Origin of the sequence: Dactylosporangium sp. CA-139114, assembly GCF_050955725.1 — a bacterium.
GTDB lineage: Bacteria > Actinomycetota > Actinomycetes > Mycobacteriales > Micromonosporaceae > Dactylosporangium.
This window is the reverse complement of sequence record NZ_CP192080.1, coordinates 5,322,576-5,345,376: the sequence shown is the minus strand read 5'-3', so window position 1 is coordinate 5,345,376 and position 22,801 is coordinate 5,322,576. Positions and strand designations below refer to the sequence as shown.

At 72.1% G+C, this 22,801-nt stretch carries 16 protein-coding genes; 6 read left to right on the top strand and 10 right to left on the bottom strand.

Annotation, left to right across the window (positions count from 1 at the left end; translation table 11 throughout):
* Positions 1–145: 145 nt before the first annotated feature.
* The 3 genes from ACQP2P_RS23470 to ACQP2P_RS23460 are packed head-to-tail and all read right to left on the bottom strand — an operon-like array spanning position 146 to position 3,401.
* Positions 146–874 (bottom strand): ABC transporter permease, encoded by a 729-nt coding sequence (locus ACQP2P_RS23470; RefSeq protein WP_433604059.1) that lies wholly within the window; start codon positions 872–874, stop codon positions 146–148.
* Positions 871–2,472 (bottom strand): ABC transporter permease subunit, encoded by a 1,602-nt coding sequence (locus tag ACQP2P_RS23465; RefSeq protein WP_433604058.1) that lies wholly within the window; start codon positions 2,470–2,472, stop codon positions 871–873. The genes ACQP2P_RS23470 and ACQP2P_RS23465 overlap by 4 nt, the downstream gene beginning before the upstream one ends.
* Positions 2,469–3,401, bottom strand: coding sequence for an ATP-binding cassette domain-containing protein (locus ACQP2P_RS23460; protein ID WP_433604057.1), 933 nt, complete (start codon positions 3,399–3,401; stop codon positions 2,469–2,471). The genes ACQP2P_RS23465 and ACQP2P_RS23460 overlap by 4 nt, the downstream gene beginning before the upstream one ends.
* 86 nt (positions 3,402–3,487) lie before the next feature.
* Between ACQP2P_RS23460 and ACQP2P_RS23455 the strand changes: the two genes are divergently transcribed.
* On the top strand, positions 3,488–4,150 hold the full coding sequence (locus ACQP2P_RS23455; protein WP_433604056.1) for a response regulator transcription factor: 663 nt from the start codon (positions 3,488–3,490) through the stop codon (positions 4,148–4,150).
* A gap of 20 nt (positions 4,151–4,170) precedes the next feature.
* Positions 4,171–5,262, top strand: coding sequence for a sensor histidine kinase (locus tag ACQP2P_RS23450; RefSeq protein WP_433604055.1), 1,092 nt, complete (start codon positions 4,171–4,173; stop codon positions 5,260–5,262).
* 87 nt (positions 5,263–5,349) lie between these two features.
* Here ACQP2P_RS23450 and ACQP2P_RS23445 read toward each other — a convergent pair whose 3' ends face one another.
* Positions 5,350–7,626: an ATP-binding cassette domain-containing protein gene (locus ACQP2P_RS23445; RefSeq protein WP_433604054.1), complete on the bottom strand. Its 2,277-nt coding sequence runs from the start codon at positions 7,624–7,626 to the stop codon at positions 5,350–5,352.
* A gap of 9 nt (positions 7,627–7,635) precedes the next feature.
* Entirely contained in the window at positions 7,636–8,385 is a 750-nt protein-coding gene (locus ACQP2P_RS23440) for an aminoglycoside adenylyltransferase domain-containing protein (protein ID WP_433604053.1), read from the bottom strand.
* 358 nt (positions 8,386–8,743) lie between these two features.
* On the opposite strand from ACQP2P_RS23440, the gene ACQP2P_RS23435 reads away from it, so the two are divergent.
* Positions 8,744–9,334 carry a TetR/AcrR family transcriptional regulator gene (locus ACQP2P_RS23435; protein ID WP_433604052.1) on the top strand — a complete coding sequence of 197 codons (591 nt, stop codon included), beginning with the start codon at positions 8,744–8,746 and terminating at the stop codon, positions 9,332–9,334.
* A gap of 25 nt (positions 9,335–9,359) precedes the next feature.
* On the opposite strand, the gene ACQP2P_RS23430 is transcribed toward ACQP2P_RS23435, so the two are convergent.
* Entirely contained in the window at positions 9,360–10,676 is a 1,317-nt protein-coding gene (locus ACQP2P_RS23430; RefSeq protein ID WP_433604051.1) for a pectate lyase family protein, read from the bottom strand.
* 154 nt (positions 10,677–10,830) lie between these two features.
* Between ACQP2P_RS23430 and ACQP2P_RS23425 the strand changes: the two genes are divergently transcribed.
* The 3 genes from ACQP2P_RS23425 (at position 10,831) to ACQP2P_RS23415 (ending at position 13,636) form a co-directional block, all read left to right on the top strand.
* The gene (locus ACQP2P_RS23425) at positions 10,831–12,078 is read left to right on the top strand and encodes an MFS transporter (RefSeq protein WP_433604050.1); all 1,248 of its coding nucleotides are present in this window, start codon (positions 10,831–10,833) and stop codon (positions 12,076–12,078) included.
* A 189-nt stretch (positions 12,079–12,267) separates the two neighbouring features.
* The gene (locus tag ACQP2P_RS23420; protein WP_433604049.1) at positions 12,268–13,170 is read left to right on the top strand and encodes an OmpA/MotB family protein; all 903 of its coding nucleotides are present in this window, start codon (positions 12,268–12,270) and stop codon (positions 13,168–13,170) included.
* A 10-nt stretch (positions 13,171–13,180) separates the two neighbouring features.
* Positions 13,181–13,636: a flagellar basal body-associated FliL family protein gene (locus tag ACQP2P_RS23415; RefSeq protein ID WP_433604048.1), complete on the top strand. Its 456-nt coding sequence runs from the start codon at positions 13,181–13,183 to the stop codon at positions 13,634–13,636.
* A 52-nt stretch (positions 13,637–13,688) separates the two neighbouring features.
* On the opposite strand, the gene ACQP2P_RS23410 is transcribed toward ACQP2P_RS23415, so the two are convergent.
* The 4 genes from ACQP2P_RS23410 to ACQP2P_RS23395 form a co-directional block, all read right to left on the bottom strand.
* Entirely contained in the window at positions 13,689–15,302 is a 1,614-nt protein-coding gene (locus tag ACQP2P_RS23410) for a glycosyltransferase family 39 protein (RefSeq protein WP_433604047.1), read from the bottom strand.
* Positions 15,292–16,704: a glycosyltransferase family 2 protein gene (locus ACQP2P_RS23405; RefSeq protein ID WP_433604046.1), complete on the bottom strand. Its 1,413-nt coding sequence runs from the start codon at positions 16,702–16,704 to the stop codon at positions 15,292–15,294. The genes ACQP2P_RS23410 and ACQP2P_RS23405 overlap by 11 nt, the downstream gene beginning before the upstream one ends.
* 105 nt (positions 16,705–16,809) lie before the next feature.
* Entirely contained in the window at positions 16,810–18,879 is a 2,070-nt protein-coding gene (locus tag ACQP2P_RS23400) for a GtrA family protein (protein ID WP_433604045.1), read from the bottom strand.
* On the bottom strand, positions 18,876–22,772 hold the full coding sequence (locus ACQP2P_RS23395; protein ID WP_433619221.1) for a PA14 domain-containing protein: 3,897 nt from the start codon (positions 22,770–22,772) through the stop codon (positions 18,876–18,878). Before ACQP2P_RS23395 ends, ACQP2P_RS23400 begins: the two co-directional genes overlap by 4 nt.
* Positions 22,773–22,801: the final 29 nt, after the last annotated feature.

The following is a 22,801-nucleotide window of genomic DNA, read 5'->3' as shown; positions in this document are numbered from 1 at the left end:
GACGGCTGGGCGGCGCACGCCCCGGACAGTAGGCCGGGGGTACGACAGTTTCCGCCGGTCGATCGGCCGAGCCCTGAACGCACAGCTCAGGACGATGGTGACGGTGTAACGTTCAGCGACCCCCGGCGAGACGGCGAGGCGGGGCCTACGCATCGCGGCGCACCAGGAGCAGCCAGCCGAGCAGCAGTGCGCCCAGCGCCCACAGCCCGAGCACCCCGAGCCCGGCCCAGGGCCCGATCGGCAGCGCCGCCAGGTCCTTCGTGGCCTGCACGGCGGCGCCGGCGGTCCCCGGGCCGAGCTGGTCGAGCCGCCGCGACCACGTCTTGTCGGTGACCGCGCGGGCGACGATCGGCCACGCGTACAGCAGCGCCAGCACGATCCCGGCCGCCCCCGCCGGGCTGCGCACCGCCGCGGCCAGGCCGAGCGCGAGCAGCGCGACGAGCTCGAGGTACAGCACCGACCCGAGCACCGGCCGCCACACGAACGCGTGCGCGGGCAGCAGCGCCCGGCCCGCGAGCACGGACCCGGCGACGCCCGCGACCGCCGCGGCCGAGCTGGTCGCGAGCAGCACCAGCGCCTTGGCCGCCAGCAGCCGGGTGCGCCCGGGCACGGCGGCGAGACTGACCCGCATCATGCCGGTGGTGTACTCGTTGCCGATCACCAGCGCCGCCAGGATCGCGACCACGGCCTGCCCGAGCTGGACCCCCGTCAGCGAGACCTTCGCCAGATCGGCGGTGCACCCGGCCCGGCACGACACGGCCGCCGCCGCGAGCGCGCTCAGCGCGATCGTGGCCGCCGCGACCCCCACCAGCAGCCACCAGCTGCCCGGCGACGTGCGCAGCTTGGTCCACTCGGCGTGCAGGGCGGTCCTCATGCGTCCCTCCGCCGCAGCCGGTACCCCGCGCCGCCCAGCACCACCGCGACCCACACGACGAGCACGGCCAGGCCACCCCACGCCGGCAGCGGGAAGTACCCGTCCGCGGGCGAGTAGACGTTGTCGACCTGGGCCCAGCGCGGCTCGCTCTGCTGCAGCGCGAACGCCGCGGCCGGGGTCACCCGCAGCAGCCAGTCGCTCGCGCGCAGCGGCAGCACCGTGACCGACAGCAGATAGGGCAGCACGATCACGACGATCGAGACGGTGACCGCGGTGACGCCCTTGCGCAGCAGCGCCCCGAACCCGGCCGCGAGCGCCGCGCACAGGGCCAGCAGCAGCGCGGTGCCGGCCACGACCCGCGCCTGGGTCGCCGCCGGGGCGTAGGCGACCGCCGCCCCGTTGCCGCGCAGCACCCCCGGCCCGAAGGCGACCACGACCGCGGCCGCGGCCAGCCCGAGCCCGAACACGGCCCCGCCCAGCACGAGGGCCTTGGCGGTGAGCAGGTGCAGCCGTCGCGGGGCGGCGGCGAGCGAGGTGCGGATCAGGCCGCGGCGGTACTCCCCCGCGACGAACACGGCCCCGACCACCACGACGAACATCAGCCCGGGGAAGGTCCCGGCGAGCGTCTGGCTGATCGTCACGCTGCCCCCGGCCGCGCCCGAGACGGCGGGCGCGATGTCCCCGGAGCCGGTCACCGTCCAGCCGTCCGCGGTCGGCGCGGCGCCCGTCCGCGGCCCGTCCGAACGTGCCCGCGCGCCGTCCGGCGCACCCGCTCCGCCGGGCGCACCCGCTCCGCCGGGCGCGCCGGTTCCGCCGGGCGCGCCGGTTCCGCCGGGCGCGCCGGTTCCGGCCGGCTCCGGCGCCCCGCCGCCCGGGCCTTCCCAGTCCGCCGAGAAGGTGCCGGTCGTCGCCGGATGCTCGAACGTGCCGGTGGCGGTGCTCGGCGCGCCGGAGACGCCGGAGAGCACGACGGACTCGTTGACCTGCTCGGAATACTGCGGCGAGGTCGCGAACATCCCGGCCGTGACGGTCGCCGGCAGTCCGGGCAGCCGGGCCGAGCCGACCGCCACCCACGCCGTGCCGTCGGCGGACCGCTCGGCCGTGACGGTGTCACCGGCGCGGGTCAGGCGCAGCCACACCGGCTGCGGCCTGACCCGCGCGCCCGCGTCGACGCCCTCGTCGTGCACGTAGTTCCACTGCAGCCGCACCCCGTGCTCGCCGGTCAGCATCACCGCCGCGTACGCGGAGCCGGCCGCCGTCCCGTCCTTGATCATCAGGCCGGCCTTGGCCCACGGTGCGAGCCCGTCGCGGGTGTTCGCGCCGTCGAACGTCGGCAGCCGCCCGGTGAGGTCCGCGACCCGGGCGGTGATGCTGCCGTCGCCGGTGAGGGTGCGGTGGACGTAGGTGAACTGGTCGGCGACCGCCTGCCCTTCGGGCCCGTGCGCCGGGGTGCAGTCGGACACATCGCAGGAGCCGGCGCGGCTGGGCGTGAGGCCGAGCGCGAGGATGACCGCGGCCCCGGCGAGCAGGCCGAGCACCCAGCCGCGCACGGTGCGCAGCTTCGTCCATTCGGCGTGCAGGAGGCGTGCGAAGGTCATCGCGCCTCCCCGGGGGCCGCGGCGCGGAACTCGACGGCGTCGCGGGTCAGGCCGAGGTAGGCGTCCTCGAGCGTGGCGCGGTGCGGGGAGACCTCGGAGAACGGCACGCCCGCCGCGCTCAGCCGCGCGATGACCTCCTCGGCGGCCACGCCGGTGACCGTGAGGGTGCCGTCGCCGTCGGGCAGGACGGATTCGGCGTGCTCGCGCAGCACACCCGAGGCCCGGTCGATCGCGGAGGAGCGCACGACGATCCTGCCGTTGGCGGCCCCGGCCAGCAGCTCGGCCACGCCCGCGTCGGCGATGACGCGCCCGCGGCCGACCACGACCACGTGGTCCGCGACCCCCTGCAGCTCGCTCATGAGGTGGCTGGAGACGAGCACCGCCCGGCCCTCGCCGGCCAGGTCGCGCAGGAACGTGCGCATCCAGATGATGCCCTCGGGGTCCATCCCGTTGAACGGCTCGTCGAGCATCAGCGCGGGCGGGTCGCCGAGCAGCGACGCGGCGATCCCGAGCCGCTGGCGCATGCCGAGGCTGAAGCCGCCCGCCCGACGCCGCCCGACGCCGCCGAGCCCGGCCAGCTCCAGCACCTCGTCGGCGCGGCGGCCCGGCAGGCCCTGCGAGTGGGCGAGCCACAGCAGATGGTTGCGGGCGGTCCGGCCCGGCTGCAGCGCCGCGGCGTCCAGCAGCGAGCCGAGGTGGCACAGGGGCCGGGCGAGGCCACGATACGGCCGCCCGCCGACGAGCGCGCGCCCCGCCTCGGCCGCGTCGAGCCCGAGGATCACGCGCATGGTGGTCGACTTCCCGGCCCCGTTCGGCCCGACGAACCCGGTGACGCGCCCGGGCCGCACGGTGAACGTCATGCCGTCGAGGGCCAGGGCCGGGCCGAACCGCTTGCGCAGCCCTTCGACGGTGATGGTGGCGTCATGCATGGCTCCGGTTCTACGCGGCGGGCGGTGACGGCCCGGTGTCATCGGGTGTCACCGCGCTGACACCGGCGGCCTGGCATCGTGGACGCATGCGCGTGCTCGTCGTGGAGGACTTCGAGATCCTGGCCCGGACCATCGGCGCCGGCCTGCGCCGCGAGGGCCTGGCCGTGGACGTGGTCCTCGACGGGGCCGAGGCGCTGGAGAAGCTGGCGGTGACGCGGTATGACGTCGTCGTCCTCGACCGCGACCTGCCCGGCGTCCCCGGCGACACGGTGTGCCGGCGCATCGTCGAGCGCCATCAGGCCAGCCGGGTGCTCATGCTGACCGCTGCGGGCACCGTCCGCGACCGGGTCGAGGGCCTCGGCCTCGGCGCCGACGACTACCTGCCCAAGCCGTTCGACTTCGACGAGCTCGTGGCCCGCGTCCGCGCCCTCGCCCGCCGCCCGACCATGGCCCTGCCGCCGGTGCTGACCGTCGGCGACCTGACCCTGGACCCGGCCCGGCACGCCGCCACCCGCGACGGGCGGCGGCTGGAGCTGAGCCCGAAGGAGTTCGGCGTGCTGGAGTGCCTGATGGCCGCCGGCGGCCGCCCGGTCTCCGCCGAGGAGCTGCTCGAGCGGGTCTGGGACGAGGCGGCGGACCCGTTCACGACCGCGGTGAAGACGACGGTCCGGCGGCTGCGGGGGCGTCTGGGCGACCCGCCCGTCATCCACACCGTGCGCGAGGCCGGCTACCGGGTCGGCCCGGCATGAGGTGGCGCATGGAGTGGCTCATGGAGTGGCTGATGCACTGGCTCACGAACCGGCGCACGCATTGGCGCTGGACGGTCCGCCGCCAGCTGACGTTCCTCTACGCGGGCCCCTTCCTGGTGTCCGGCTTCGTGCTCCTGCTCATCCCGCTGCTCGGCTCGAAGGTGTCGGTGCCCGCCGGCGACGGTCCGGCTCCGCTGAGCGGCATCGAACCGGAGCAGACGGGCCCGTTCGTCAAGCTCGTGGTGTTCTCGATGTTCTCCATGCTGGTCATCGCGATCGTCCTGGGCTGGCAGATCTCGGGCCTGTTCCTGCGCCCGCTGCGACTCATGATCGACACGGCCCGGGACATCTCCGCCACGAACCTGCATCGCCGGCTCGGCGAGATGGGCCGTAGCGACGAGTTCGCCGAGCTGGCCGGGACCCTCGACGATCTGTTCGCCCGCCTCGAGGCGTCCTTCGCGGCCCAGCGCCGGTTCGTCGCGAACGCCTCGCACGAGCTGCGCACGCCGCTGACGGCCCAGCGTGCCCTGCTCCAGGTGACCCTCGCCGATCCCGAGGCCTCCCCCGCCGACCTGCGCGCGGCCGCCCGCGAGGTGCTGGCGCTGGGCGAGAGCCAGGCGAGGCTGATCGACTCGCTGCTGACCCTGGCGACGGGCGAGCAGGGCGTGGAGCACGCGCTGCCGCTGGACCTGGCCGACGTGGCCCGCCGCGTCCTGGCCGACCGCCCGTTCGAGGGTCTGACGCTGGACGCGAGCCTGGGCGCGGCCCCGGCGACGGGCGCCGCGGACCTGGTGGAGAGCCTGGTCGCGAACCTCGTCGACAACGCCGTGAAGCACAACGTGCCGGGCGGCACGGTGACGGTCACGACCGGCGTGACCGGGGGCCGCGCGAGGCTGAGCGTGCAGAACACCGGCGCCGTCGTGCCGGAGGACGAGCTGGACCGTCTCTTCCAGCCGTTCCAGCGCCTCGGCGTCCAGCGCGTCCGCACCACGAAGGACGGCTACGGCCTCGGGCTGGCCATCGTCCGCGCCATCGCGACCGCGCACCACGCCGACCTGACCGCGACCGCACCACCCGGCGGCGGCCTGCTCGTGACCGTCACGTTCCCCTGATTCGACCGCGACGGCGATGGGCCGCCGGCGCTCCGGGCCGGGAACGCGGCGACGGCGCTCACGCCAGCGTCACGGACGCGGCGGCGCTCACGCCAGCGTCACGTATGCGGCCAGGTGCTCGCCCGTGAGCGTGGAGCGGGCCTTCACGAGGTCCGCGGGGGTGCCCTCGAAGACGACCGTGCCGCCGTCGTGGCCCGCGCCGGGGCCGATGTCGATGATCCAGTCGGCCGAGGCCATCACGGCCAGGTGGTGCTCGATGACGATCACCGACTTGCCGGCGTCGACGAGGCGGTTGAGCAGGCCCAGCAGCTGCTCCACGTCGGCGAGGTGCAGGCCGGTGGTCGGCTCGTCGAGGACGTACACGCCGCCCTTCTCGGCCATGTGGATCGCGAGCTTCAGGCGCTGGCGCTCGCCGCCGGAGAGGGTGGTCAGGGGCTGGCCGAGGCTGAGGTAGCCGAGGCCGACGTCGGCGAGGCGGGACAGGATCGTGTGCGCCGCCGGGATGCGCGACTCGCCCGCCGCGAAGAACTCGTGCGCCTCCGTCACCGGCATCGCGAGGACCTCGGCGATGTTGCGGCCGCCGAGGCGGTACTCCAGCACCGACGCCTGGAAGCGCTTGCCCTCGCACTCCTCGCAGATCGTGGCGACGCCGGCCATCATCGCCAGGTCGGTGTAGATGACGCCGTTGCCGTTGCAGTTCGGGCAGGCGCCCTCCGAGTTCGCGCTGAACAGGGCCGGCTTCACCCCGCCCGCTTTCGCGAAGGCCTTGCGGATCGGGTCGAGCAGGCCGGTGTACGTCGCCGGGTTGCTGCGCCGCGAGCCGCGGATCGCGCTCTGGTCGACGGAGACGACGCCGGCGCTCTTCGGGACGGAGCCGTGGATGAGCGAGCTCTTGCCGGAGCCGGCCACGCCGGTGACGACCACGAGCACGCCCAGCGGGATGTCCACGTCCACGTCGCGAAGGTTGTGGGTGTTCGCGCCCCGCACTTGCAGGAAACCGGAAGGCTTGCGGAACTGCGGCCGCAGTCCGGCTCGATAGTCCAGGTGACGGCCGGTCAGGGTACCGCTGCGGCGCAGTCCTTCGACGGTGCCCTCGAAGCACACCGTGCCGCCGGAGCCGCCCGCGCCGGGGCCGAGGTCGACGACGTGGTCGGCGATCGCGATCGTCTCCGGCTTGTGCTCGACCACGAGCACGGTGTTGCCCTTGTCGCGCAGGCGCTGGAGCAGGCCGTTCATGCGCTGGATGTCGTGCGGGTGCAGGCCGACGGTCGGCTCGTCGAAGATGTACGACACGTCCGTGAGCGACGACCCGAGGTGCCGGATCATCTTCGTGCGCTGGGCCTCGCCGCCGGACAGGGTGCCCGACGGCCGGTCGAGGGAGAGGTACCCGAGCCCGATCTCCACGAACGAGTCCAGCGTCCGCTGGAGCGTGCCCAGCAGCGGCGCGACCGAGCGGTCCTCGATGCCGCGCACCCACTCGGCCAGGTCGCTGATCTGCATCGCGCACGCGTCGGCGATGTTCACCCCGCCGATGCGCGAGGCGAGCGCGGCCTGGTTGAGCCGGGTGCCGCCGCACTCGGGGCAGGCGGTGAAGGTGACCGCCCGGTCCACGAAGGCGCGCAGGTGCGGCTGGAGGGCCTCCTTGTCCTTCTGCAGAAAGGCCTTCTGCACGCGGGGCACGAGCCCCTCGTACGTCATGTTGATGCTCTCGACCTTGACCTTCACCGGCTCCTTGTAGAGGAAGTCGTGGCGCTCCTGCTCGGTGTAGTCCTTGATCGGCTTGTCGGCGTCGACGAAGCCGGATGCGGCGAAGATGCGCACCAGCCAGCCGTCGACGGTGTAGCCGGGGACCGTGATCGCCCCCTCGGCGAGCGACTTGTTCTTGTCGAACAGCTCGTCGAGGTCGATGTCGGTCACGGTGCCCATGCCCTCGCAGCGGGGGCAGGCCCCGGCCGGCACGTTGAAGCTGTAGTGGAACGCCGGCCCGGCGCTCGGCTCGCCCAGCCGGCTGAACACGATCCGCAGCATGGCGTTGGCGTCGGTCGCGGTGCCCACGGTGGAGCGGGAGTTCGCGCCCATCCGCTCCTGGTCGACGATGATGGCCGTGGTCAGCCCCTCGAGGAGGTCGACGTCGGGCCGCGCGAGGCTCGGCATGAAGCCCTGCACGAACGCGCTGTACGTCTCGTTGATGAGCCGCTGCGACTCCGCCGCGATGGTGCCGAAGACGAGCGAGCTCTTGCCGGAACCCGACACGCCGGTGAACACCGTGAGCCGGCGCTTGGGGATCTCGACGCTGACGTTCTTCAGGTTGTTCTCGCGGGCCCCGTGGACCTGGATGAGGTCATGACTGTCGGCGACATGCACCGAGCCACCCTAACCGGGCGCGCCGACGATGGCATGCACCTTCTGCAGGAACGACGCGGCCGCGGCCCGGTCGACGATCCGGCCGGCCTCGCGGCTCTCGGCGTGGCTGGCGAGCGCGGCGCGGATCACCGGGGCCTCGGCCGGCAGGTGCTCGGCGGCCCACGCGGCGGCGGCGCGCTTGGGTGACCAGGTGTGCTCGGCGTGGTACCGCAGCGCCCGGCAACCGTTGAGCACCGCGTTGTCGCCGTGGTCGGTGAGGCCGGCGAGCTGCGCGGCGACCGACTCGGCGACGACCGGCAGGAGCACGCGTGGGCGCACCCGGGTCACGAGGTCGGGGAAGGGCGGGCCGATGAGCGCGCGGCGCTGCTGGCGGACCATGTCGCGGTCGATCGGGTACCAGAAGCTGAGCCCGTCGCCGGGTCCGGTCTCGGCCTTCGGCAGCAGCTGCGCGCCGGTGTTCAGGTTGAGCGCGAATCCGGCCTCGGTGGAGAGCCCGGCCAGGGTGGCCCGGTCGTACAGGACGAACTCGAGGCCGGCGGCGGGGCACGGCAGCCGCTCGTGGTCCAGCGCGGCGACGACGGCCGCGATCTCGGCCGGTGCCGGGCGCTCGGCGACGGCCAGCAGGTCGACGTCGCTGCGGCCGGGGACGTAGGCGTCGAAGGCGAGCGAGCCGGCCGGGTAGACCCCGACGAGCCGCCCGCGGAAGATGCCCTGGAGGCGGCCGACGACCGCGCCGAGATATCCGTCGAGTGTGCTCACCGCTCATTTGTAACGCTTGCGGGCCACCGGGCCCGCGGGTGGGCCGGGTCGGGGAATGCCCGACCTCGGCCACCGCCTGAGCAGAGGTTACTTCTTCTTCTTGTTCTTCTTGTCCTTCTTCGACTTCTTGGACTTCTTCGCCATGTGAACCACCTCCTGGGGCGCGGTAACGACATAGACACTACGACCAGACCGGCGGTGAATAAAGGGTTTCACGAGGACTTCAGAAGAACCTCAGGTGGAGGATTTTCGTCCACATTGGACTTTTCAACGGCGAGGCGTTGCCGTCGTACCGCACATTGCAGCACCACCAGCTGCCCATCCATATTCGATACACTGATCGTGAAGTGAGGTGAGCATGACTGCACCGAATACGGTGAGAAATTACTACGCGCCCCGTCGCGTGGCGCAGGCCGCACGCACGCGGGAAGCGATCGCGGCCGCGGCGGAGCGCCTCTTCGCCCGGCACGGCTACGCCGGCACGACCATCGCGGCCGTCGCGGAGGAGGCCGGGGTCACGCCGAAGTCGGTCTACGCGCTCGCCGACAAGCCGGGTCTGCTGCTGCTCGCGGTGCGCCGGAGCGAGGCGGCGCCGGGGCCGGAGGACATCGCGGGCGCGCTGCTGCGGCGGTATCCTCTTGAGCGGGCCTTCGAGGAGGCGGCGCACACCGAGCCGGTGCTGCGCGAGGCGTGGCGGCGGCACGAGCGGGCCCGCCGCGCGCGGCTCAAGACGCTCGTGCGCGAGGCCGCGGACGCCGGGCGGCTGCGGCCCGGGCTGACGGTGGGACGGGCCACGGACACGCTCTGGGCGCTGGTCACGTGGCATACCGTGGCGCTGCTGGTGGAGCAGCGCGGCTGGGGCCGGGCCAAGCTCGCCGTCTGGCTCGGCCAGCTCATCGAGACGACACTGGGCGGGCCGGCCGCGACCGCGGCCGGCCCGCCCGGATGAGCACGGCTGAGCACTGGAGCGCGGCTCAGCCCGGCAACTTCCCCGTGCCCGCGTCCCTGGTGACCAGCCCCGGCACGCTCGCCGCCGGGTCCAGGCCCGCGCGCAGGGCCGGGGTCCAGCCGGCGTCGGTCGCGATGTCCGGGTCGAACGCCGCGTTGTACTCGTCGAGCAGGTTCACCGCGACGACCGGGCCGGTGCCGACCCGGGCCAGGGTGCCCCTCTCCGTCATCCGCGTGCCGCCCCAGTTGTAGACGAACGCGTTGAGCGGGGTGTCGGCGCTGCGCAGCACGAAGTTGTTCTCGGCGTACACCTGGGACTGCACCCCGACGCCGATCGCGTAGACGAAGGTGTCCTCGTCGGTCGCGTAGTAGTAGTTGTTGTAGACGTCCACCTGCCCGAAGCGCACCCGCGGCGCCCGCTGGCCGACGTCCGCGAACCGGTTGTGGTGCAGCGAGACGCGCAGCTTGCCCACGTCGGCGCCCGGGGTGTTCGTCGAGCCGATCAGCATCGTCTTGTCGTGCTCGAACAGGTTGTTGTACGACACCGTCACGTAGTCGGAGCCCTTGATGATGTCCGCCGCGCCGTCGTGCACCTGGTAGGGCCGGCCGAGGTGGATCGGCTGGTTGACGTCCTGGTTGGCGCCGTCGGTGAACGAGTTGTGGTCGAGCCACACGTTCGTCGCGCCGCTGAGCGTCACGCTGTCGTAGAGGGAGTTCCAGTTGCCGGTGTCACCGTCGGTCGGCGACCAGGCCGGGAAGCAGTCGTAGGCGTCCTCGAAGGCCACGTTGCGGATGATCACATTGTTGACGTTGGTGAGCAGCAGGTTGCCGCCCTTGATCCGGGCATTGCGCAGCCCGTAGATCGTCGTGTTCGCCCCGACCTCGATCTTGACCTTGAGGCCCTGGTTCTTCGCCGAGCGGGCCCGGGCGTCCTCCAGCGGGCCGGTCGGCGCCACCCGGCCCCAGGTCGCCGGGGCGTACGCGGTGAGGAACGCCTGCAGGTCGTACTCCGGGTCGGCGTAGTCGGCGCAGCCGCGCCCCTCGTTCGCGTCGATCGTGGCCGCGACCAGCACGATCTTCGGCGTGCTGCCCGCCACCGCCGCGGCGAGCTCGTCGCGGGTGCGCACCACGAACACGTGCGCGTCGTCGGCGGCCGAGCCGCCCGTGGTGCCGGCGCCCGCCGAGCCCCAGCCGTCGCCCGCGGCCAGCACGGCGCGCGCCTGGGCGGGCACTGCCGGGGTCTTCGCCTGCCCGGCGCTCGCCTGCGCGGCGACGACCACCCCGGCTGCGACCAGCCCGGCCACCGTGGCGGCGGTGAGAGCGGCCCGGATACCTACGTGCATGCAGTCCTCCCGGATTCAGGAAAGCGCATTCCTGGGATCACGGTGGCACCGGCACCACGGCGAGTCAACGCGTGGCGTGTGCAGGTTTGTTGCAGTGGTCACTTCCGGCGGCCGCGGGTGGGGCCGCCGGTAAGGAGCATTAGAGGGTTACCCCATGACCGCCGCCGCCCCGGCCGCCCGCCGGTTCGCCGCCCTGCGCAACCGCGACTGCCGCCCGTACCTCTTCGGTGCCGCGCTGTCGATGATGGCCGACAACGTGGAGCACGTGATCACGTACTGGGTGCTGTGGCAGAAGTTCCACTCCGAGGCGCTCGCGGGCTTCCAGGTCATCAGCCACTGGGTGCCGTTCCTGCTGTTCTCGGTGTGGTTCGGCGGGCTCGCCGACCGCTTCGACTGCCGCCGGGTCATCCAGGCCGCCCAGGTGCTGTTCATGCTCGTCTCCCTGCTGTGGGGCATCCTGTTCATCACCGGCACGCTGCAGATCTGGCACGCCTGTGTCCTGCTGGTGCTGCACGGCATGGCCGGCTCCCTCTGGGGCCCGGGCGAGCAGCTGATGCTCCACGACTTCGTCGGCGACGAGGAACTCGTCTCGGCGGTCCGGCTCAACGCGACCTTCCGCAGCCTCGGCGTGCTGTTCGGCCCGGCGGTCGGCTCGGGGCTGCTGCTCTGGCTCGGCCCGAAGGCGGGCATCCTCACGAACATCGCGTTCTACCTGCCGCTGACGCTGTTCCTGTTCCGCACCAGATTCACCGGCCACACCCGCCACGGCCGCCCCGCGACCCAGCGCGTCGGCCTGCTGGACACCGTGAAGGTCCTGCGCAAGGTGGCGGGCGACCACACCCTCATCAGCATGATCATCCTGGCCGGCCTGGCGTCGTTCTTCGTCGGCACCGCGCTGCAGGCGACGATGCCGAACTTCGCCGAGGACCTGAGCCCGGGCAGCACGGACGTGTACGGCATCCTGCTCTTCGCCGCCGGCGCGGGCGGGGTGGTCGGCGGCCTGCTGCTCGAGGCGACGGGCTGGCTGCGCCCGACGGTCCGCGCGGCCGTGGTGACGACGATGGTGTACGGCCTGAGCAGCCTCCTCTTCGCGGTCGCCGGCAACCTGTGGCTGGGCGTGGTCCTGCTCTTCGTCGGCGGCGTGGCCAACCTGGCGTCGATGTCGATCGGCCAGACGGTGACGCAGCTGCTGGCGCCGCCGGCCGAGCGCGGGAGGGTCATCGGCGTCTACAACGTGGCGTCGGCGGGGCTGCGCGCGGGCAGCGGCGTGACGGTGGGCGTGCTGGGCCAGGCGATCGGCGTGCACTGGTCGCTGGGGCTGAGCTCGGCGGCCCTGTGCGTGGGCACGGGGCTCGCGGCGCTCTACACCCGCCACGGCCACCGGGTACCCGCGATCGAGTAGTCGTTCCGCGCGCCATGTCGGGCGCTGCGCGCCACGACATAGCGGATGTTTCGCCTGACGGGGCATTTGCCAGGATTCCGCGGGAACCGGCGTGCACCCACACGGCACCGCCCCGCCACTCTTCTGTCGGGCGACCGGTCCGATGTCATCCCCGACGGCGTTACAACGACCTGAGGGGGGGCCGCCGCGATGAGTGGTGGTGGACACGCGGCGAAGGCCGGCGCGCACGCCAAGCACAAGAAGGGCGGCCACGACGAGGAGGAGCACGAGAACCACGAGCGGTGGCTGGTCTCCTACGCCGACATGATGACCCTGCTCATGGTGCTGTTCATCGTGCTGTTCGCGATCTCCCAGGTCGACCAGAAGAAGTTCGCCGAGCTCAAGAACGGCCTCGCGGTCGGCTTCGGCAACCCCTCCGTCGCCTTCGACGGCGGCGAGGCCAGCCTCATGGAGTCCTCCGACTCCAACAGCCCCATGGACCTCTCCTCCGGCATCGGCGGCACCACCTCCGACGCCACCGCCGTCCAAGAGGCCGTCCAGGCCAAGGAGCGCTCCAACGCCTCCAAACGCCAGGCCGCCGCCGCGGCCGAGATCAAGAACTACGACAAGATCAAAGCCGACATCACCGCGGAACTGACCAAACACGGCCTCCAGGACCAGGTCAAGTACTCCATCGACGAACGCGGCCTCATCGTCACCATCGTCACCACCGGCATCGTCTTCAACGGCAACGAGGCCACCCTGCTCACCGCCGGCCAGCAGATCATCGACGGCATCGGCCCCGCCATCGCCGCCCTGCCCAACACGATCGAAGTCGACGGCCACACCAACCAACTCACCGGCGGCACCGGCACCTACCCCTCCGGCTGGGAACTGTCCTCCGCCCGCGCCGCCGCCGTCGTGCGCACCCTCCACACCGACGCCGGCATCGCCGACAACCGCCTGCAAGCCACCGGCTTCGCCGACACCAAACCCCTCTACCCCACCACCGACCCACGCGCCGAAACCCTCAACCGCCGCGTCGAGGTCATCGTCCTGTCCAACCTACCGGCCGACACCCGGGCGCTGCTGCCCTCGGCTGCAACGAACTGAGGAGCGCGTCATGGCCAAGGACGAGAAGGCCACCGAGGAGACCCCCGGCAAGGGCGGGAAGAAGAAGCTCATCATGATCGTGGCGATCGCCCTGGTCGCACTGATCGGCGGCGGCGTCGGCGGCTACATGATGTTCGCCCCGAAGAAGGCCACGGCCGAGCCGGCCCCGACCCCCGGCGTCGTCTCCGTGCTCGACGCGATCACGATCAACCTGGCCGACGGGCACTACCTGAAACTCAAGATGACCCTGCAGGCCACCACCGACGCCGCCGAGGCCCCCGACGGCTCCAAGGCCCTCGACATCGCGATCAGCCTGTACAGCGGCCGCAAGATGGACGAGCTGATGTCGAACGCGGAGCGCGACCGGACGAAGAAGGAGCTCGTCGAGAAGGTCGTGAAGGCCTACACGGTGGACAAGAAGAAGGAGGTCATGGACATCTACTTCACGACCTTCGTGATCCAGTAGGACCCGTGCGGGGTTGCCCGGTCCGGGACTGCCGAGCCCGGGCCGGCCGCGCTCAGCGGACGGGGATCAGGGTGAACAGCGTCCGGCCCTGGTCGTCGGGCCAGGATTGGGTGCCGTCCGCGGTCGCGTCGAGCCGCGGGTATGCGGCACGGACCGCGTCCGCGGGGCCGTTGCCGGACACGAGAAGGTAGCGCACGTGGTGGCGCTTCGGGTCGGCCAGGATCTCGGCGAAGTCGCGGTCTGAGTTGATGACGAACTGCCGCGGCTTCCGGCTGGCCAGGATGATCGCGTAGGAGTAGGCGGAGTCGGTCAGGACGGCGCCGTCGGGCAGGTCCAGCGCGTCGATCGCGGCGCCGATGTGCAGGTTCAGCCCGGCCAGGTACCGCGTGCGCCGGGCCCCGTCGGCGTTGAGGAACGCCGACTCCTCCCGGGCCAGCCTGGGGTCGGTGAGCGTGTGGACCGTGACCGGCACCGCCGCCGCGGCCGCGAGCAGCCCCGCGGTCAGCGCCAGGACGCGTGGAGCACGCCGGGGCGGCGGTGCGGATCGCGCGGGCGGCGAGGTCAGCAGGATCGCGACCAGCAGCACCAGCAGCGGCACCACGGTGATCTGGAACCGCAGCCAGCCGAAGGAGCTGCCCATGAGGAAGGCGAGGTTGTCGAAGAGCAGCACCGAGCCGAGCACCGCGAGCGGCGCCAGCGACCGGGCGTCGCGGCGGCGGACGGCCACGACCGCGACCACGAGCAGGACCAGCGGGACGAGCGGCTGCAGTCCGAGCATCTGCTGCAGCGCATAGCCGAGCCGGTCGCCGAGGGCCGAGCCGGTCATCGAGTCGATGTCGGCGCGGCTCGCCGCGACCTGGGCGGCGTTGCCGTACTCCGAGGAGAACGTCGGGAACCACTGGTGGTCGACGATCTTGCAGCAGGCCGCCCACAGCCCGACCGCCAGCATGGGCGGGAGGATCGCCAGCATGGCGTCGGTGAGCGCCAGGCCGCCGCTGCGCGTGCGCCACCAGCTCACGACGAGCACCGCGACGGGTGCCGCCAAGGCCGGCGCGAGCGCCTCGTAGCGCGAGGCGTACGCCAGCGCGAGGGCGGCGCCGAGCGAGACGAGCCGCTCGGGCCGGTCTTCGGCGAACCATCGCAGCAGGCTGCGGGTGGCGAGCAGGAGCGTGCACAGGAACAGCGCTTCGCTCATGCCGTTGCCGGCGTACAGCAGCACCATCGGGTGCAGGCCCAGCAGCGCGGTCAGCGTCAGCCGGCTGGCCCGGCCGAGCCCCAGGCGGCGCGTGATGTCGTGGCAGATGGCGACCGAAGTCGCCGCGAACAGCGCCGAGCACACCCCGGCGACCAGGCCGTCCATGGTCAGCGTCGGCACCAGCGAGGCGAGCGGCAGCAGGGGCAGCAGCACCAGCGACGGCAACGGGTTCCACACGGCCCCGACCGCCGCGAGGTGCGGGTCGCGGCTGAACATCGTGTAGTACCCGTTCGCCGACCGGCTGATCGCGTCCTGGGGCACGAGGTGCCGGCTCGACAACCACCATGCCACGGCGATGTAGACCGCCAGCGCCGCGGCGAACACGACCCGGCTCTCGGTGACGCGGGGCCGCCGTCGCCGGGGCCGGGGAGCCGGGGCGATCTCCTCGCGCCGGCGCAGGTCACTCGCCATCGGCGGGCGTCCTGGACAGGTGCAGCCCGTGCGTGGTCTTCTCCCAGTACGACGGTCTGAGCAGCAACTGCAGTCCGGCCTTGGCGGCGGCGATGCTCATCATCACCCAGTACGCCGGCGAGATCAGCGCGGACCACAGCAGGTTCGGCCGGTTCATCTGCCGTGCGACCAGCACGTTCAGATAGATGACGGTGATGTTGCCCAGCACCATGCACAGCAGGCCGAGGTAGTACACCGGAGCGACGAACAGCTGCTGGATGATCGCGGGGCGGGCCACCATCCACAGGATCGTCATCGCCCAGAACACGGGGTTGAGCATCGCGGTCAGCGGTGTGCCGCCGACGAAGACGTTGAGGCACAACAGGCCACGCCAGCCCAGCTGCCGCCAGGTTTCCCGGGGCGAGCGCATGTGGACCAGCCAGGTCATGAGATACCCCTTGTACCAGCGGCTGCGCTGCTTGACCCAGTTGATGAAGTCGGAGTTGGCCTCCTCCAACGTCACGGTGTGCAGCACACCGACCTGGTGGCCCAGGCGGGCCAGCCGCATGCCGAGGTCGGCGTCCTCGGTCACGTTGAACGGGTCCCAGGCGCCGAGCGTGCGCAGCGCCTCGGCGCGGAAATGGTTGCTGGTGCCGCCGAGCGGGATCGGCATCCTGAGCGCGACCAGTCCGGGCAGCAGGGACCGGAACCAGCAGGCGTATTCGAGCGTGAACCAGCGGGTGATCCGGTTCTGGTTGGGGTTGAAATAGCCGAGCTCGGCCTGCAGGCAGGTGTACGCCGGGCCGAGGCGGGCCAGCGCGACCGCGGCCCGGCGCAGCTGGAGCGGCTCCGGCCGGTCCTCGGCGTCGAAGATGGTGACCAGTCCCCCGCGGGCCAGCTGCAGACCGTAGTTGCACGCCTTGGGCTTCGTCTGGGGCTGCGATTCCGGCACGATCACCACCTGGACGTGCGAGTCCGGTGGCAGCTGCGCGCGAGCGGCCGCGATCGTCGTCTCGTCGGCCGCCTCCAGCAGCAGTTTCACGTCGAGCTTGGCGACCGGGTACTCCAGGCCGGCGAGGTGCTCCATCAACAGATGGATCACCTCGGGTTCCCGGTACGCGGGCACGAGCACGGTGTAGACGGGCAGTTCGTCGTCGGGCACCGCCCGGGCCTCCTCGTCGCTGACCCAGACCCGGTGCTCCTGCCGCCCGGCGGCCCAGACGAGCGCGATCCGGAAGGCGATGGCGCCGCCGTACACCAGGATGATGCAGCCGATGATGACCTGGAGCGCGGCGATCGGCGCCCACACCAACGCCGCGACCACGATCGACGCGCTCAGACCGAGCGCCACCTTCTGGGCCCGGCTCAGCACCACGTGCGCGGACAGGGCCGGCCACAGCTTGCGCAGCCCGTGGATGCTCACCGCCAGATGGTTCGCCTCACTCGCTGAAGGCGTGCTCAGCGTGCGACTCGTCGCCGTCACCGGTGCGGTCCCTTCCATACGGTTACGGTGCGTGTGGTCATGGCCCTAGCTGATCGCCGACAGCAACGGCGATCCGGGGAACCCCAGGGCCAGCGCGACCACGGTGAGCGCGGCCAGAGCCAGCCGGCCCCTCGGCACATAGTGCACGCCGTCGGCGCGAGGCATCGCCACATCGCGCAACCATGCGAAGGTGAAACCGGCGACCGTCAGGGTCAGCGCAAGGTCCGACATCGCCGGCGGGCGGCGGTCGAGCAGCCCGGCCAGGGCACCGACGAGCGCCACCGCGGCGACGGCGATCAGGGCCTGCACCAGCAGCCGGCGGCTCAGGCCGTAACAGCTCAGCCCGGCCAGCATCAGGCACAGCACCGCGCTGAGCGCTGGCGCGCCGCCGACCGGCCCGAGCAGCCGCGCGAGTCCGGCCGGTGCGGCCTCGTTCGCGGCGAGCAGCGGCAGCACCAGCGCCCACCGGAGCCTGGCGGCGGTGCGGGTGCCGAGCAGCAGCACGGTCGCGCCCGCGAGGTAGCACACCATGGCGAGCGTCGCCCAGGTCGCCAGCCCGATCGAGGACTTCTCCGCCGAGGCCTCCAGCCCGAGTTCGAGGGCGCCCACGCCGGGCTTGGCCGGCGTCAGGCCGGCCAGGGTCACCGCGGCCACCAGCAGGACCGTGGCGATCAGCCCGTCGACCTGCCGGTCGTGCACCTTCGGCTCGGCCGGCGACGGCGCCAGCCGCTCTGCGAGGAATACCCCCGCCGCCGCGAGCGGGACGAGCAGCGAGACGTGCTGGCCGTGGGCGAATCCGCGCCAGACGGCGAGCGCGGCGGCCGGGAAGGCGGCCAGGGTCAGCAGCAGCACGAGGACGATCCGGGTCTGCACCGACCGCCGCCCGGTGACCGCGACCCGGCGGATCGCACCCGCGACCGCGCCGTCCCGCTCGCCGTACACCCACCGGCTGGTCGCCACGTACCGCAGGAGGAACACCACGCCGATGCCGATCGCGTTGGCGATCAGCAGGTGCAGGCCGAGGCCCTGCACGAGACCGGCGAGGACCGCCAGGTGCACCGGCGCGAGGCAGGTGTTGATCAGCCAGAAGCGGCCGAACCGGCGGTGCACCTGCCGCTCGGAGGCCGGCATGACGAAGCGGTCGACGGCGAAGAAGTTCCAGGTGATCGCCGCCTGGGTGGACAGGACCGCGGCCAGCAGGTACGGCAGGTGCAGCAGGCCGCTGAGGGCCCACAGCACCGCCGAGTTGACCAGGACGCCGGTGGCGCCGGCGCCGGCGAACGCCAGGGCCCGCCCGAAGCCCGGCCCCGGCCGGACGGCTGCGCTCAGCCGCAGCCCGGCCAGGTGACGGCCGAACCGGAGTCCCTCCCGCGCCGATGCCTTGCTGGCGCCGGCCTCGCGCGCCTCGAACGTGTACGGCACCTCGCGGACCCGGTCGATGCGCGCCCGGACCAGGATCTCGAGCAGGATCTTGTAGCCGACCGGCCGCAGGTCGACGTGCCTGACCGCGTCGCAGCGCACCGCGAAGAAGCCGCTCATCGGGTCGGAGACCGCCGCCAGGCGGCGCGGGAAGGCGAGTTTCGCGACGGCCCCCGCGGCCCGGGACGCCAGGCGCCGGAACCGTCCGTCGAGGCCGCGGGCGGCGCCGTCCCCGGTGTACCGGCTGGCGACGACCACGTCGACCGGCCGGCCGTCGGCGGTGGAGCCGGCCCGGGCGGCGGCCATGATCGCTCCCAGCACCTCCGGCGGGTGCTGCAGGTCACCGTCCATGACGATGGCCCAGGGCGCGCGGGCGCCGGCGATGCCGGCGGACACGGCGCCGCCGAGGCCACCGGCGCGCGCCCCTTCGGGCCGGTGCAGCAGCCGCACGTCGGGGCCGGGCTCGCCCATCGCCGAGCGGACGGCCTCGGGCGTGTCGTCGTCGCTGTCGTCGACGAACACCACCTCGGCCCGGACCTCGCCGAGCGCCGAGCGCAGCCGGTCGAGCAGCGGTCCGACGTTGCGCGCCTCGTTGCGGGTGGGAATCACGATCGTGAACTCGGGCCGGGCGGTGAGCACGACCGTCGCAGCATCGTCCGGCCCGGCATCGGCCGGGCTGCCGTTCGTCGTGGTCACAGGCGTGTCTGGCGGTAGGAGACGGACGCGGTCACGAATGCCTCGTAGTACTCGATGACGATGGTGTGCTGGCCGGCGGTGAGCGTGACGTCGGCGGTGTACGTGGTCGGGCTCTGGTCGACCCATCCGTTGATCTTGACGGCGCCGTCGACCAGCACCCGTATGCCGTCGTCGGCGGTGACGGTGAGCCGGTAGGTGCCGGCGGCGAGACTCTCGGTCTTCGTCCAGCGCGCCGAGAACCCGTCGACCGGGATCCCGGGTGCCGGGGAGCCCTCGCCCCAGTTGAACGCGACCACATCGTCGTTGCGGGTCAGCGCCGGCGTGCCGGACAGTGTCGGGTTGGCGAAGTACTCGCCCTTGAACTGGGCCGGTGGGGTGGCCGGGCCGTCGGTCTGGCGGTAGCTGAGCCGGGCGACCGCGCCGACGAACGCCTCGTAGTACTCCAGCACGATCGTATGGGTCCCCTCGGCGAGGGCGAGGGTGACCGTGTGCGGCTGCGGGCCCTGGTCGACCCAGCGGTCCAGCACCAGTGCCCCGTCGACGTAGAGCCGCGCACCGTCGTCGCTGACCACCGTGAACTCGTAGGTGCCGGCGGCGGTCCGGGTCGTCTTCGTCCAGCGGGCCGAGAACTGGTCGGCCGGGATCGCCGGGTCCGGCGAGCCGGTACCCCAGTCGAAGTCGAGGACGTCGTCGAGCCGGGTCACGGCCGCGACGCCGCTGAGGGTCGGGTTCGCGAAGTACTCGGCATGCCAGGGATCGTCCGGCGTGACCGCACCGATCCGGGTGTACGCGAAGGACACCTGGGCGCCGACCTCGTGCTCGTAGTACTCGACGCGGATCGTGTGGGTGCCGCCGAGGAGGACCTTGTCGACCGAGTAGGGCGCGTTCTGGTCCTGCCAGCGGTCCAGGATCAGCGTGTTGTCGACATAGACGCGGATGCCGTCGTCGCTGACGCCGCTGAATCGGTAGACGCCGTCGGCGAGCGTGTCGGTCTTGGTCCACCGGGCGACGAAGTTGTCCGCGTTGATCGGCGCGCCGGGCGAGCCGGCGCCCCAGTCGAACGCGATCGTCCGGTCGGTGCGGGTCAGGTCGGCCGCGCGGTCCGGGATCGCCGGCGTCGTGCTGTTCCAGAACTGCGCGGTGTACGACGCGGGGTCCGGCGGGTCGCCGACCTTGGCGTACACCAGCCGGATCCGCGCGTCACCGGCGTTCTCGTAGTAGTCCAGCACGACGTCGTGCGGCCCGCCGTCGAGCGTCACCTGCGCCCGGAACTCGGTCGGTGGATGGTCGGTCCACTGGTCGATCACCCGCACGCCGTCCACGGAGAGCCGTACCCCGTCGTCCGCGGTCGCGGTGAAGGTGTAGACGCCGGGTTCCAGCAGGACGGTCCGCTTCCAGCGCGCGGCGAAGTGGTCGGGGGCGATGGCCGGGTCGGGAGAGCCGGCGGCCCAGTCGTGGCTGAGGTCGTCCTCGCTGCGGCTCAGCGCGGCCGGGCCGCTCGGGATGGTCGGTGAGCTGCCGGTGCCGGGTGTGTTCCAGTACTGCGCGGCCCACGCCTGGTTGGGCTGGTCCGGCGTGCTGTCCCAGAACAGTTTCGCGACCGCCGCCGCTCCGCCGTCGTAGAACTCCATCCTGATGGCGTGGTCGCCGGCCGTGAGGTCGGCGGAGTAGTCGTGTGCGGTGCCGGCCTGGTCGTGCCACTCGTCGATGACCAGCTTGTCGTCGATGAACAACCGGACGCCGTCGTCGGTGACGGTGGTGAACTTGTAACGCCCGGCCGCGAAGTACTGCGACTTGGTCCAGCGGGCCGAGAACTGGTCGGGCGTGACGCCCGGGCCGGGCTCGTCCGGCCAGACGAAGTCGATGAGCGGGTCCTGCCTCGTGAGGGCCGGGGTGCCGGTCAGCGTGGTGTTCGAGAAGTACTGTGCGGCGAAGGTGCCCGACGGCGCATAGTTGGCCGTGTACGTGGTGTCGGCGTCCGGTGTGGTGATCACGTGCCGGACCGTCTTGCCGTCGGACCAGCTCACGAAGTGGTAGACGGTGCCGTCGGCGGCCTGCACCAGGGGCTGCGCGGCGAGCTCCCGCTGGAACCCGCGGACGCCCTGGACGATGTACGGCGTGGTGATCGGGATGCCGTCGAGGTCCAGCCCGAGGCCGGGCGGCGAGGTCTGGAAGGTCAAGGTGGACTTGAGCGGGTTGATCCGGACCGACTTCGTGTCGGACAGCCCGTTGGTGTCGGTGGCCGTCACGAGGATCTCGTACCAGGTGTCGGCCGACGGCTCGCCGGTCCGCGGGATGGTGAAGGAGCCGACCCGGCCGGTCAGCGGCCCGAGAAACGGGTGGAAGTGGGTGCCGTGGTGCAGCCGCACCTCGGTCTTGATGCTGGCGTCGTTGAGGTCGAAGCCGGCCGCGTCGTTGGCGAAGGCGTTGTAGGTGATGGTGTCGCCGGCGCGGTACGTCGAGCCGTCGGCCGGCACCGCGACCCGCAGGGTCGGCGGCACACCGACCTGCACCACGAGCGGGACCGCGGTCGAGGAGTGCCCCTGCCCGTCGGACACGGTGAGGCTGACCTGGTAGACGCCGACGGTGTCGAAGACCTTCGTCGGGTTCGCCTCGCCGCTGCTGGTGCCGTCGCCGAACGACCACTGGTACGTCAGCGGGTCGCCGTCCGGGTCGCTGCTGCCCGCGCTGGAGAAGTGCACGGTCAGCGGGTTGGTCCCCTTGACCACGTCGGCGCCGGCGTTGGCGGTCGGCTGCTGGTTGCCGGTGTCGTAGCCGATCCGGTACAGCCGGCCCGGGAAGTACGTCAGGTAGTACAGCGAGCCGTCCGGCGCCTCCTTCAGGTCGACCACCGCGCCGGCGGCCGCGTCGAAGTCGTGCACGGCGGTGACCTTGCCGGCACCGTCGAGATCGGCGCGCTTGATGAAGCCCTTGGCGTAGTCGCCGAAGAAGAGGCTGCCCCGGTACTCGGGCGGGAACATCGTGCCGCGGTACACCGGCCCGCCGGTGACGGCGGCGCTCTGCCCGTCGTGCGCATAGGTGTAGATCGGGTCGGTGAAGCCGGCACAGTTGCTGGTGCAGGCGCCTTCGTGCAGCGGCCAGCCGTAGTTGCCGCCCTTGACGATGTGGTTGACCTCCTCCCACGAGAAGTCGCCGACGTCGCCGCCGTACAGCTCACCGGTGGCCCGGTCGAACTGGAACCGCCAGGGGTTGCGGAATCCGTAGGCCCAGATCGCGCCGAGCTTGCCGGGCTGGCCGTAGAACGGGTTGTCCGCCGGAATGGACCCGTCCTTGTTGATCCGCAGGATCTTGCCGTGCGGGTTGCTCAGATCCTGCGCATTCGGCGGGTATCCATTGTCGCCGACGGCGAAGTACAGCTTGCCGTCGGGCCCGAACCGGATACTGCCGCCGACGTGCAATTCCTGCGACGGTGACTGCGTCTGGAAGACCAGAAACGGCCCCTGCGTGCCGACATCGGTGGAAGCGTCGAAGCGGACCAGCCGATTGAGCAGGTCCAGACCGGTGTAATAGAAATACACATAGAAGTTGTCGACGCCGAATCCGGGGTCGAAGGCGACACCGATGAGGCCCCGGTCGCCCGAGCCGACGGACGGCAGCTCCGCGAACGGCTGGGCCAGCAACTGCCCATTCTTGAAGATCTTGATCTTGCCGGTGCGCTCGAGGATGAAGATCCGGCCGTCGGGCGCGATCTCGAAGCCCGACGGCCCGTCGAGACCGGACCCGGCCACGAGCGAGGTCTGGAACCCGGCCGGTGGCGCCGCGCGCAGCGGCTCGGCCGGCACGCTCACGGCGACGGTGGCGGCAAGAACGGCCACCACCAGCGCCACGGCGCGCACGACCGCATGCCGGCGCCGGCGGGACTTGACCATCATCACGCTCGCGCTCCCCTCCAGGGCAGATG